8 protein-coding genes are annotated in these 13,290 nt (G+C 67.0%); 3 read left to right on the top strand and 5 right to left on the bottom strand.

Annotated elements, in window-relative coordinates; all coding sequences use genetic code 11:
- Positions 1 to 249 precede the first annotated feature (249 nt).
- From GDR74_RS08875 to GDR74_RS08865, 3 genes are all read left to right on the top strand, one after another.
- The gene (locus GDR74_RS08875; protein WP_152585973.1) at positions 250 to 4,710 is read left to right on the top strand and encodes a DUF4082 domain-containing protein; all 4,461 of its coding nucleotides are present in this window, start codon (positions 250 to 252) and stop codon (positions 4,708 to 4,710) included.
- Positions 4,711 to 4,713: 3 nt separating this feature from the next.
- Positions 4,714 to 6,033 carry a GTP-binding protein gene (locus tag GDR74_RS08870; protein ID WP_152585972.1) on the top strand — a complete coding sequence of 440 codons (1,320 nt, stop codon included), beginning with the start codon at positions 4,714 to 4,716 and terminating at the stop codon, positions 6,031 to 6,033.
- Between the two features lie 199 nt (positions 6,034 to 6,232).
- Complete coding sequence (locus GDR74_RS08865) at positions 6,233 to 6,643, top strand: ester cyclase (RefSeq protein WP_194164680.1); 411 nt, start codon at positions 6,233 to 6,235, stop codon at positions 6,641 to 6,643.
- Between the two features lie 9 nt (positions 6,644 to 6,652).
- On the opposite strand, the gene GDR74_RS08860 is transcribed toward GDR74_RS08865, so the two are convergent.
- The 5 genes from GDR74_RS08860 to GDR74_RS18170 all read right to left on the bottom strand — a co-directional run bounded on the left by GDR74_RS08860 (position 6,653) and on the right by GDR74_RS18170 (position 13,240).
- A complete protein-coding gene (locus GDR74_RS08860) occupies positions 6,653 to 8,578 on the bottom strand; it encodes a PAS domain-containing sensor histidine kinase (RefSeq protein ID WP_152585970.1) in 1,926 nt (641 codons plus the stop codon).
- A gap of 303 nt (positions 8,579 to 8,881) precedes the next feature.
- Entirely contained in the window at positions 8,882 to 9,166 is a 285-nt protein-coding gene (locus GDR74_RS08855) for a hypothetical protein (protein WP_152585969.1), read from the bottom strand.
- A 205-nt stretch (positions 9,167 to 9,371) separates the two neighbouring features.
- Positions 9,372 to 9,632, bottom strand: coding sequence for a hypothetical protein (locus GDR74_RS08850; RefSeq protein WP_152585968.1), 261 nt, complete (start codon positions 9,630 to 9,632; stop codon positions 9,372 to 9,374).
- Positions 9,633 to 9,923: 291 nt separating this feature from the next.
- On the bottom strand, positions 9,924 to 12,635 hold the full coding sequence (locus GDR74_RS08845) for a hybrid sensor histidine kinase/response regulator (protein WP_152585967.1): 2,712 nt from the start codon (positions 12,633 to 12,635) through the stop codon (positions 9,924 to 9,926).
- 116 nt (positions 12,636 to 12,751) lie between these two features.
- Positions 12,752 to 13,240: a hypothetical protein gene (locus GDR74_RS18170; protein ID WP_194164679.1), complete on the bottom strand. Its 489-nt coding sequence runs from the start codon at positions 13,238 to 13,240 to the stop codon at positions 12,752 to 12,754.
- Positions 13,241 to 13,290: the final 50 nt, after the last annotated feature.

Below are 13,290 nucleotides of genomic sequence, written 5' to 3'. Positions count from 1 at the left end.
CAGGACAGCACGTGGGGACCGTCCCCGGGCGCCGGTAATACCGAAGCGCTCTTATTCCTGGCCGTAGGAGCCGCTTCCGCGGCTTAAACCGATTCACCTATCCTGAAGAGGAAGTCTACCATTGCGCGCCTGCCGGACCGGACGCGGCTGAATATCCTCCGTCGAGGCGACGCTATTCCGCGCCCCCGCCTGCCTGAATCCGCGAGAGGGACCTCCATGCGCGTGACGGACGAACAACTGATCCTCAGCATGCTGAAGCGCTTGCGGTTTCTTCGCGGCAGCCTGGAGGACGGGGCGGAACTCCAGCCGGACGGGGAATCCGGGGAGAACCCGTTCCGTCTCCGACAGAACGGAACGGTCACCGGCTCCGCCAGCAGCGGCCTGCCGACGGGAGAAAGCGCGATGCCGCCGTCCGGCGGAAGCGACGGGCCCGCCGATGCGCCGAGTTCCCCGAGCCCCGGCTTCGATGCGCCGCCGCCCAGCCACCTCGATCCCCTGCCGGCACCGGCTCCCTCGCCTGTCGGGACCTTGCGGATCGACGCCTCCCCATACCCGGTGCAGCCCGCCACCTTCGCCACCTTCTCCAGCATGTCGGCCATGGGATCGAACCTATCGGAGCCACAGGAGTCGAGTGCCGCGGCGGCCGCATCCGGCGCTCCCTCGCCCTCCTCGCCCCCGGAAACGGCCGTATCGCAGCCGCCTCCCACCGGAGCCGACGCTTTCCCGGACGCGACGGGCACGGCCGACGCGACTGCCTCCGGCACGGCAACCCGGACCTTCGCGTCCCCCATGGCCGCCCCTGCCGCATCCGGCGGTCCCGGCACGCAGTCCGCCACCGCCCTCAATGCCATCGTGCTCGAGAACCAGAAGCAGGGATCGCCGGAGAGCGAGTGGGGGCTGAAGGACGGCGTCGGCGACACCAACATCCAGGGCTTCGCCACCAACATCAGCGTCAATCACGGCCAGACCGTCGACTTCAAGATCGCGACCGACTCGACGAAATACCGCCTCGATATCTACCGCCTCGGGTATTACGGCGGCGCCGGGGCGCGCAAGGTCGCGACCATCGAGAAGAACCTGACGGCGGCGCAGGTGCAGCCGCACCCGATCGTCGACTATTCCACCGGCCTCATCGACTGCGGCAACTGGGATGTCTCGGCGAGCTGGGAAGTGCCGGCGGATGCGGTCTCGGGCGTATACTTCGCGAAGCTCGTGCGCGAGGACGGAACGCCGGGAACGAATCTGATCCCGTTCATCGTGCGCAACGACGAGGACCGGAGCGACATCACGTTCCAGACCTCCGACACCACCTGGACGGCCTACAATGCCTGGGGCGGGGCGAGCCTCTATTACGGGCAGGTTCCCCTCAACCCGGAGGACATGATCTCCTACATGCCGCCGAACTGCAGCTGCGGCGTGACGGCCATCGGCCGCGCCTATGCGGTGAGCTACAACCGGCCCTACATCACCACCGCGAGCCCCACCGGCGGCCCGTGGGACTTCATCTTCGGCGCGGAGTACCAGGCCATCCGCTGGCTCGAGCGGAACGGCTACGACATCAACTACATTTCCGGCGTGGATGCGGCGCGGGACGGCGCCCAGCTCCTCAACAGCAAGGTCTTTCTCTCCGTCGGCCACGACGAGTACTGGTCAGCCGAGCAGCGCGCGAACGTGGAGACGGCCCGTGACGCGGGCGTCAACCTCGCCTTCTGGAGCGGCAACGAGGCCTATTGGAAGATCCGCTGGGAGACGAGCATCGACGGGAACGGGACGCCCTACCGCACGCTCGTCTGCTACAAGGAGAGTCTCGCCCATGCCAATATCGACCCGTCGGCGACGGGCACGGGCACCTGGCGCGACCCCCGCTTCGCGGAGCCGGGTCAGGAGCCCGAGAACTCCCTGACCGGCACGATGTTCATGGTGGACTCGTACCGCAGGGATACGATCACCATTCCCTACGACATGTCGAAGTTCCGCTTCTGGCGGAATACCGACATCGCCAACCTGCAACCGGGCGAGACGGGGTCTCTCGTGAAGAACCTGCTCGGCTACGAGTGGGACTCCGACGTCGACAACGGGTTCCGCCCGGCCGGGCTGATCAACCTGTCCCTCTCCAGCGTGAGCGTGAACACGCTCCTTCAGGATTACGGCTCGACGGTCGGACCGGGAACGGCGACGCACAGCCTCACGCTCTATCGGGCTTCCAGCGGCGCCCTCGTGTTCGGCGCTGGCACCGTCTATTGGTCCTGGGGCCTCGACGAGAACAATTACGTGGAGGCGACGCCGGTCGATCCCAACGTCCAGCAGGCGATGGTGAACCTGTTCGCGGACATGGGCGTCCAGCCGCAGACGCTCCAGGCCAGCCTCGTCCTCGCCGCCGCGTCGACCGACCGCACCGCCCCCACCGCCACCCTCACCTTCCCCAATGGGACGACCGACATCTACGAGGGGCAGTACGTCACGATCTCCGGCACCGCGGCGGATGTGGGCGGCCTGGTGGCGGGGGTCGAGGTCTCGACGGACGGCGGCCAGAGCTGGCACAAGGCGACGGGTCGCGAGACCTGGACCTATACCTGGCAGGCCCCCGACAGCGGCACCTATCAGGTGCTCGCCCGCGCGGTGGACGACAGCGTCAACCTGGGTGGGGCGACGACGCCGATCTCCGTCACGGTGAAGCCGGCCCTGACCAGCAGCTTCTTCAACTTCTCGGACACGCCGACGACCCTGTTCAACGTCGATGCCCGCAGCGTCGAGCTCGGCATGAAGTTCACCAGCTCCGCCGCCGGGACCGTCACGGGAATCCGCTTCTACAAGCCGGCGCAGATTCTGGGGGAGCGCGTCGGCCATCTCTGGTCGTCCGACGGCACGCTGCTGGCGACCGCCACCTTCGACAACATGACCTATTCGGGCTGGCAGACGGCGACCTTCTCCACGCCCATCGCGATCGTGCCCGGCCAGACCTACGTGGCCTCCTACCACACCAAGTACTACTCGACGACGTCGAACTACTTCACCGCTCCCATCACCTCCGGGCCGCTGACCGCTCCGGCGAGCGCCTCGGTCTACGCCTATGGCGACGGCGCCCTCTTCCCGAATTCATCCGGCTACAACGCGAACTACTGGGTGGACGTGATCTTCGATCCGGGCCCCCAGCAGCCCCCCACGGCCAATGCGGACAGCGGCTTCACCACCAGCCGGGACGATGCGCTGACGATCTCGGCCGCGTCTCTCCTGGCCAACGACACCGACCCGAACGGCGACACCCTCGTCATCACGGGCGTGAGCGGCGCGACCAACGGAGCGGTCGCGTTCGATCCGCAGACGAACACCGTCACCTTCACGCCCGACGCAGGGTATGTGGGAAGCGCAGGCTTCACCTATACCGTCTCCGACGGCCATGGAGGCACGGCCTCCGCCAGCGTCGCGCTGACGGTGACGGATCCCAGTACGGCGCCCCGCTCGCTGTTCTCGCCCTCAGCCACGCCAGCGGTGCTCTCGAGCTCCGATCCGAACTCCGTCGAGCTCGGCATGAAGTTCCAGGCCTCCGTGGCCGGCACCGTGAGCGGGATCAAGTTCTACAAGGGAACGGGGGACACGGGCACCCACCAAGGCCGGCTCTGGACCGCCAGCGGCACCCTGCTCGGCACCCTCACCTTCGCCAACGAGACCGCGAGCGGCTGGCAGACCGCCACCTTCGCATCGCCCATCGCGATCAACCCGAACGAGACCTACGTGGTCTCCTACCACAGCAACGGCCGCTATGCCTCGACATCCAACTACTTCACGGCTCCGGTCACGAACGGGCCGCTGACCGCTCCGGCCGGCAACAACGGCGTCTATGCCTACGGCTCCACGCCCGCGTTCCCCACCAACAGCTACGGATCCGCCAACTACTTCGTGGATGTCCTGTTCAACCCCGCAGCGACGGAGAACCAGCCGCCGGCCGCGACGGCGGACAGCGGCTTCGCAACGGCGAAGGACCGCGCCCTGACCATCGCCGCGGGATCGCTCCTCGCGAACGACACGGACCCGAACGGCGACACCCTGTCCATCACGGGCGTGAGCAATGCCACCAACGGCACGGCGACGTTCAACGCACAGGCGAACACCGTCACCTTCACGCCCGACCCTGGTTACGTGGGAAGCGCCGGCTTCACCTACGCGATCGCCGACGGTCGCGGGGGAACCTCCTCCGCCTCCGTCAGCCTGTCGGTCGTCGAGGAGAGCGCGACGGCCGTGTCCCTGTTCTCGCCTTCCGCGACCCCCGCGGTGCTCTCGAACGCCGATCCGAACTCCGTGGAACTCGGCATGCGCTTCCAGACCAGCAGCGCAGGCACGGTGAGCGCGGTCAAGTTCTACAAGGGCTCGGGCGACACGGGCACCCACGAGGGACACCTGTGGACCGCGACCGGCACCCTGCTCGGAACGGTCACCTTCACCAACGAAACGGCCAGCGGCTGGCAGACCGCGTACTTCACGACGCCCGTCGCCGTGAACGACAACGAGACCTACGTGGTCTCCTATCACAGCAACGGGCGTTATGCCTCGACATCCAACTACTTCACGGCTCCGGTCACGAACGGGCCGCTCACCGCTCCGGCGGGCAACAACGGCGTCTATGCCTACGGCCCGTCGGGGCTCTTCCCGGCGAGCTCCTACAACTCCACGAATTATTTCGTGGACGTGGTCTTCAACCCCCTGGCGGCCTGAGCGATGACCCTTTCAGCCTCGACGAGACAGACCGGACGGCTCCTTCCCGTGACCGTCCTGTGCGGCTTCCTGGGCGCGGGAAAGACGTCGCTCCTCAATCATCTTCTCAACAACCGGGAAGGCAGGCGCGTCGCCGTCATCGTCAACGACATGAGCGAGATCAACATCGATGCCGATCTCATCCGCTCCGGCGGCGCGGACCTGTCCCATACGTCGGAGCAGCTGGTCGAGCTGACGAACGGATGCATCTGCTGCACCCTGAGGGACGACCTTCACAAGGAAATCGCACGGCTCGCCCGCGAGAACCGCTTCGACTATCTGCTGATCGAGGCGACCGGCATCGCGGAACCCCTGCCGATCGCGGCGACCTTCTCGTTCCGGGGAGAGGACGGCTTCGCGATCTCGGACATCGCGCGCCTCGATGCGGTGATCACCGTCGTCGACGCTCAAAGCATCCTCCGCGACTTCGAAAGCCGGGACCTCCTGCGCGAGCGCGGCCAGGCGGCGACGGAGGATGACGAACGCTGCCTTGCGGATCTCCTCGTCGACCAGATCGAGTTCGCCGACCTGATCGTCATCAACAAGGTCTCGTCAGTCGAGAGTACGGAGCGGGACCGGGTGCGCCGCGTCGTCCGGGCGCTCAATGCGGACGCCGTCGTTCTCGAAACCGACTTCGGCAAGGTCCCGGCCGGCCGGGTTCTCGACACCCGCCTGTTCCGGGAAGGAAAGGCGGCAACGCACCCCTTGTGGTTCAAGGAACTGCATGGCAGCGCCCATCACAGGCCGGAGACGGAAGAGTACGGCATATCGAGCTTCGTCTTCCGGGCGAGGCGTCCGTTCGACCCCGCGAGGCTGAAGGCCTTTCTCGACCGCCCCTTGCCCGGCCTGCTGCGGGCCAAGGGGCATCTGTGGCTCGCGACGCATCCGGACAACGTCGTGGAGTTCTCGGTCGCGGGCGCCCAGCTGCGCCTGAATTTCAAGGGCCTGTGGTGGTGCGCCGTGCCGAGGAGCCGTTGGCCCAACGTTCCGCCGTTCCTCGCCTATCTTCATGAGCGCTGGCATCCCGCCTGGGGAGACCGCCGCCAGGAACTGGTGTTCATCGGCAACGGCATCGACGAAGAGGGCGTTCGCGCCGGCCTCGCGGAATGCCTGGTCGGACCGGAGACGCATTACGACCCGACTGCCTATGCCCACCTCGACGATGGCGGCCTGGACCTCGGCGATCCGCCGGGGCTGCATGGCCATGGACCGGATGCGCCGAAGAACCCGGCTCTGCGTCTCGACATGGCCCTGGGCGCGCAATCCGCCCCTGCGAGGAGATGAGTCCCGCTCCGGGGAACCGATCCCCATCCTCCGTCGGTAGATGCGAGGCCAATTCGACGAATGCGATTTGCCTTGCCATCGGCGCGTCCGTCGCTATCGTCCGGCCTCCGGCGAGGCTGCCTGCCGCCCTGGCGGCCTCCAGAGTGGAGCAGACGCCGCGCGCGACCCTGAGCGCTACGCATTCGGTTGGGAATTCAGCATGTCGAGCACCCTGGAACGCAACAAGGACCTGGTCCGGGCCCATTACGAGGCGACGGCCAACAATTTCGATCCCGTTGCCATCGACGCACAGGTCGGTGACGACTTCTTCGACCATGCCGCCGGGGCGCGCCTCGGGCCGGAGGGAGTCAAGCAGCACATCCAAGGCCTGAAGAAGGTCTTTCCCGATCTCCACGTCGTGATCGAGGACATGGTCGCCGAAGGCGACCGGGTGGCCGTCCGCGCCCGCTGGCGGGGAACACACAAGGCCGATTTCCGTGGGATCCCTGCCTCCCACAAGCCTGTCGAGTTCACCGGCATGGTGTTCTGGCGCATTGCCGACGGGAAGATCCGGGAGCGATGGGCCTCCGTCGATGTCCTCGGCGCCTTGCGGGACGCCGCGGCCGGGTGAGCGCCCGGCTCAGCGCGCACCATCAAGGATGCGCCGCAGGGTCTGGGCCAGGTCGGCGGTGGTGTACGGCTTCTTCAGCCAGAAGGCGCTCTTGGCCAGTCCCTGCTTCACGAGATCCGGCTCCGCGTAGCCGGAGGTGAACAGCACCTTGATTTCCGGCCTCCTGTCCTGGACGTGCCTCGCGACGTCGGCCCCCGTCATGCCGCCCGGCATGACGATGTCGGTGAACACCAGGTCGATCCGGGATTCGGCATCGAGTATAGCAAGAGCGGCGGGCCCGTTGGCGGCTTCCAGCACCTGATAGCCGAGGTCCCGGAGCCGTTTCGTCGTCAGTCGCCGCACGCGCGGCTCGTCCTCCACGACGAGGACGGTCTCGCCGCGGGCGCGCAGGGCCTCGGTTGCCTTGCCGCGCAGGGCGGCACTCTTCGGAGAGGTCCTGTCCGAAGCGGGAAGATAAATCCTCACCGTCGTGCCGTGGCGGAGCTCGCTGTCGATTCGGACATGGCCCTTCGACTGCTTGACGAAGCCGTAGACCATGGAAAGGCCGAGCCCGCTGCCGGCGCCGATCTCCTTGGTCGTGAAGAACGGATCGAAGGCGCGCTCCTGCACCTCCCGGGACATTCCGCTTCCGGAGTCCTTGACGGAAATGACCACATAGCGGCCAGGGCGAATCTGGGCACGAAGGCTGGCGTCATCGGAATCGATCACCGCGTTCGCCACGGAGATCGTCAGCTTGCCGCCGCCGGGCATGGCGTCGCGGGCGTTGATGGCGAGATTCAGGATCGAGCTCTGGAGCTGGCTGGGATCGACCTCGACCTTGGGAAGCCCTGCCCCGCCCTGCGTCCTGACCTCGACCGCCTCCCCGAGCGTACGGCGAAGCAGCGTCTCCATGTCCCCCAGGAGCTTCCCGACATCGGTGAGCGTTGGTCGAAGCGGCTGCCTGCGGCCGAAGGCGAGCAGGCGCTCGGTGAGCTGGGCCCCGTGCTCCGCCGTCTCGCGAGCCTCCTTCACGAGCTCCAGCAGCGGCCCGTCCTTCAGCCGCATCTCGACCATTTCGAGATCGCCGAGGATGACGGTGAGGAGGTTGTTGAAGTCGTGGGCGATACCGCCCGTGAGCTGGCCCACCGCCTCCATCTTCTGCGCCTGCCGCAGGTCCTGCTCCATCCTCTGCTTGGCGGTCATGTCCCGGATGAAACCGGTGAACAGGCGATGCTCTCCCACCATCGCCTCGCCCACCGCAAGCTCGATGGGAAAGACCGTGCCGTCCTTCCGCCGGGCGCTGACCACCTGCCCGATGCCGATGATGCGCCTCTCCCCCGTCCTCCGGTAGCGGGAGAGATAGCCGTCATGCTCCTCGCGATAGGGCGAGGGCATCAGCATGTTCACGTTCCGCCCCATGACTTCGTGCGCCTCGTATCCGAACAGGGCCGCGGCGGAGCGGCTGAAGGATTCGATGCGGCCGCCTTCGTCGATGGTGATGAGGGCCTCCGGGGCCGTCTCGAGGATCGAACGGAGCCGCGCCTCGTTTGCGCGGGCATAGGCTTCGCTCCGCTCCAGGGCCGAGCGGGCCACCTGGTGGGCGCTGGCGAGAGCGGCCGTCCACCACATGACGAGCAGCGCGAGCGTCCGGTTGACGACCGTCTCCGAAGAGCCATAGGCATGGCTCATCGGCGAGGCGAGATATCCTGAAACGAGCAGCACCGTTCCCAGGAGCGCAAGTCCGACCGTCGCCCGGGACCGCGGCAGCCAGAATGCCAGCAGCGTCGCGCCGACATAGAGGATTCCGACGGAATACTCGACCGGCAGCAGGACGTCGATCACGAAGACGGTGGCGTCGAAGGCGAGGCAGATGAGAAGAAGCTTCCTTGGCTCGATTCCGAACCGATCGAACCATGACTTCGGCGAAGGGACGCGAAGGCTGGAAGCGTTCGTCATGACCCTCTCCTCGGAGGCCGCGATCCCGGAGCCGTTGCTCCGTCTGGGGGCGGCCCCCGAATGTCTGCGGAGAATAGAGCCTTCGCCGGTGTCGGCTTTTGCGATAGGTCAAGACGCGGGCACAATCCTGTCGTGCGCAGGAGGCGCCGGGCGGCCGCAGGTTGCGCCGCAGCCGTCCGGCTCACGGAAGGAAGGAACCGGGCCGACGGCACATCCCTGCCCTGCCGTTCCGGGCCATGCGCCGATGTCGGTGCGATGGCGCCGCCCGTGCGGCTTCCCGTGTCCTGGAGATGATTCGATGGCTCAGCCCTCGCGGCCGGAGGCATCGTAGATACGCGCCTGCAGCGCGGCGATATCGCGCAGGTACGGCGCCCGCCGGTCACGATGGCGCGTCCGGAGGATCGCCCTCTCCTTGCGCTTCAGTCGCTCGTCGACCTCGCCCCTGGAAACGGATTCGAGATCCCTCTCGAACGCGAAATCGATATCCGCCAGCCTCGCCAGAAGCGACTGAAGCCGCGGCAGAATTTCGGGGGAATACATCACCGGACGTTGGCCGAAACCGTCGATCGCACGCCTGTTGAAAGTCATGAAACCACCTTCCCGAGTTTCTGTCCTGTCGCCGAGGGTCCGCTCCCGAGACGTCCAGTGCTCGGCTTTCCGTACCGTCGGGTAACCGTTTCCGAACCGACCCCACGCGCGGGCGATGGCCGCCGCTGCGATCCGGCCTTAAGGAGTGTCACGCCCGAGAGGAGGATTGCGAGGGCAAGAGGCACGGCCATCGTGACTGCGGCGATCATGGGAGCCGCCTCCTGCAAAAGGACGAAGTCGACGATTCTGCCGGCGGGACGACCGCAATGGAAACCGCAACGCCGACGATGAGCGGAACGCCCGGCCTGGCGTGCCGGGGCGGCGCCCCGATCCCGACACCGAACAGCCGGGCATCCTCGTCGGGATGCCGTGGCGCCGCCCGCCGGGCCGGTGCCGCCAGCACCGCCCTGAGAAAGGCCTGCGCCTCGTCGTTGTCGTTGACCGCAAGCGAGTCGAAGATGGGCATGGCCGTCTCCCCTGCCGTTATCGGCGATGGTTCAGGGATACGCGGATGGGAAAAACGGGATCGACAGCGAAGCCCACCATTCCGGCAGCTGCCGAGGGTGACGGATCGACCGGTACGCCAGATGAGGGAATGGAGAGGTGATCGCTCACGTTCATGGAAGACTCTCGGCCTCGTCGACGAGGCCATAAGAGCCTGCCTCTGTTACGCGGAGACGGCGCGGGAGTAAAAATGTGTGCGGCTTGGTAACAATTCGTAACGGCGCGGATGGGCGCGGCGATGGGGCGACCGCGGTCAGGCGGGCTTGAGCACCTCCCGGAGGGTCCGCGCGAGCTCCAGAGTGCTGTAGGGCTTCCTCAGCCATCCGGCATCCGCCGAGCGGCCGCGCCTCACCATGTCGGGTTCGGCATAGCCGGAGGTAAGCAGCACCCTGATCCCCGGACGTTTCGCCCGCGCCACGTCCGCCAGGTCGGCCCCCGTCATGCCGCCGGGCATCACCATGTCGGTGAACAGGACGTCGATATCCTGATGCCGGTCGAGCAGCGCCACAGCGGCCGGGCCGTGGGCGGCGTCGAGCACGTTGTAGCCGAGTCCCTGGAGCCGCGCGAGCGTCACCCGCCGCACCCGCGGTTCGTCCTCCACCAGGAGGACGGTTTCGCCTTTCGCATGGAAGGTCTCCACGGCAACCCCGGAAGATCGGATTTCGGCCGCATCTTCCGCCGGAAGCGCCCGCGGCAGATACATGCGGACCGTCGTGCCGCTGCCGGGCTCGCTGTCGATGGTGATGTGTCCGCCGGACTGCTTGACGAAACCGTAGACCATGGAAAGGCCCAAACCGCTGCCGGCGCCGACCTCCTTGGTCGTGAAGAAAGGATCGAACGCGCGTTCGAGCACGTTTCGCGGCATGCCGGTTCCGGTATCCGTCACCGTCGTGAGGACATACTGGCCGGCCTGGATCTCAGGATGCAGCAAGGCCTGGTCTGCGCGGATCTCGACGTTCTCGGCCGCGATCAGCAGGCTGCCGCCGCCGGGCATCGCATCGCGGGCGTTGATGGCGAGGTTGAGGAGCGCGTTCTGCAGCTGGCTCGGATCGACCAGCACCTTCCACAGGTCGGTGTCCGACCGGCCCGCAACCCGCACCGTCTCGCCGAGGGTCCGCCGCAAGAGCGGCGTCATCGCACCGAGAAGGTCGCCTACGTCGGTGGGCTTGGGCTGCAATGGCTGTCTGCGGCCGAAGGCGAGCAGGCGCTCGGTGAGCTGGGCCCCGTGCTCCGCCGTCTCGCAGGCCTCCCTGAGCAGCTCCCGCTGCCGCTCGTCGGCGATCTCCGATCCCAGCATTTCCAGGTTGCCGAGAATGACGGTGAGAAGGTTGTTGAAGTCGTGAGCCACGCCGCCCGTGAGCTGGCCGATGGCCTCCATCTTCTGCGCCTGACGGAGGTCCTGCTCGATCTTCCGGCGGGCGCTGAGGTCGCGGATGAAGCCGGTGAACATGTGCTGGTCGCCGATCTCCACCTCGCCGACGGCGAGTTCCATGGGGAAGGTGCTGCCGTCCTTGCGCCGACCGATCACCTCCCGGCCGACGCCGATGATCCGCTTCTCGCCCGACCTCAGGTATCGCTGCAGGTAGCCGTCATGCTCCTCGCGATAGGGCGAGGGCATCAGAATGTTCACGTTCCGGCCGATGACCTCGTCGGCGCTGTATCCGAACAGGGCCGCGGCGGAGCGGCTGAAGGATTCGATGGTGCCGCGCTCGCTGATGGTGACGAGGGCCTCCGGCACCGTGTCGAGGATGGACTGGAGCCGCGCTTCCCGCTCGCCCAGGCCGGCCTCCGATTTCTTGCGCGACGTGATGTCCACGGCCGCGGCGATGGCTCCCACCACCTCGCCCTGCCGGTTCCGCAGGGGCGAGGCGTTGTAGAGGAGAAAGATGCTGCGCCCGTCGTCGAAGCGGACCTCCCACTCCTCGCCGCGGATTTCGCTGCCGCGGATGGCGCGGCGAAGCGGCGCCTGATCCGGCCGAACCTCGACCCCGTCCTTGAAGATGCGTCGATTGGAAATCCCCTGCTTCTGCCAGTCCGATAGATCGAAGACGAGAGGGACGTCGAGCAGTTCGGAGGCATAGCGGTTCGCCTTCACCTCGCGCAGTTCGCAGTCGTAGGCATACCAGACCGCGACGGGAGCGGTCTCGACCAGGGCCTCCCATTCCGCGGTCTTCTCCTGGATGGCCGCCTCGGCTGCCTTGCGCTCCCTGAGGTCGAAGGCGAACCCTACCAGGGTTTCGCCGCCGTCGATCGCCGCGAGCCGCAGCATGACCGGGATTCGCTCGCCGTTGCGGACATACTCCTTCTCGTACAGGGCCGAGACGCCCCGCGCGCGCGTCTCGGCGATGGCACGCCGGTCGGCGGCGATCCACTCGGGCGGCGTGACCGCATCCCAGCGCGCGCGCCCGGAGAGAAGATCGTCCTTCGTGCTGCCGATCAGATCGAGATACGCCTTGTTGGCTTCGACGATCCGGCCGGTGCCGTCGCCGACGACCGCACCGATGGGAATGGCCTCCAGGACCATCCGCAGCCTGGCCTCGCTGAGCCTGCGTGCCTCCTCGGCCCGCCTGCGCTCGCTGACGTCGCGAAGCAGCACCTGAACGGCCGTCTCACCCTTCCAGGGAACCGGACCGGCGGTCACCTCGACGACGATCTCGGCGCCGTCCAGACGCCTGAAACTCATCTCCACGAGCGGATTGGTGTGTCCCTGCAGAACCCTGGCGATGCGCTCCCGGGCCATGTCGTGAAAGGCGGGCAGGATGAGCTCGAACGGCGAGCGGCCCAGGATCCGTTCGGGCGAGTCCGCTCCCAGAAGGCGGAGAGCGGCGGGATTTGCGTAGGTGAAGCGCCCGCCGGCATTGATGAGGATGCCGTCGGGGCTGAGCTCGGCCAGGCTGCGGAAGAGGTCCTCGCTCGAGGGGGCGGAGGCGATCCGTTCGGCCGGAGGCTCCGATGCAATTGCCATGTCGGTCCGAGCCGGCTCCTTGTCACCATCCAACATGTGCCACGCTCCTTCTCGACGCGCCGCCGCTGCCCGGGCCTCACAAAGGGAATGCCCCGACACCGGGAGCGCCGGAGGCATCAGTCTCGAGCGGCCCGACACGCAGCCCTCGGCGCATGGGCACTTCCCGCCTCGCCGCTCAGGACGCCGCACGTCGACGTCCTTCGAGGATCCCGGGCGGAGCCGAGGAGCCCATGGGATCCTTTGCGACCGACCGATCGAAGCTCTAAATCCATTCTGCCAGGCCGCAGCGCAGAGAAATAGATCACATCGCAACGATCGGCCGTGACCGTCCGCCCATCGTTATTCGAACGCGCCAACTGGAACAGGTGAAACCCGTTCAGCCGGGCGCCGAGTTCGGCTGCCGTCCGGTCGAAGCCGAGGAGAGGCGCGTCGCTTTCGCGCAGGGTGCCTGCATATTCCCAGGCCTCGCCGTCGAGGAACGCCGGAACCGGACGGTCCTCGGGCGCGGCGCAGCAGAGATCGCGCGCCTCCCTGTTCCGGAAGAGGTTGTAGACACGCTCGAAGGTCGGCCCGGTGCCGCCGGCTGCAATGCTCTGCCACTTCATGTTGCTTCCCCTTGGCTGTTCCCGTTCTTGATGGGGACGGCGTACCCCGT

The organism is Microvirga thermotolerans (assembly GCF_009363855.1).
GTDB classification, from domain to species: domain Bacteria; phylum Pseudomonadota; class Alphaproteobacteria; order Rhizobiales; family Beijerinckiaceae; genus Microvirga; species Microvirga thermotolerans.
Note: the sequence above shows the minus strand (reverse complement) of the source record. Positions and strands in the feature narration are given on the sequence as shown.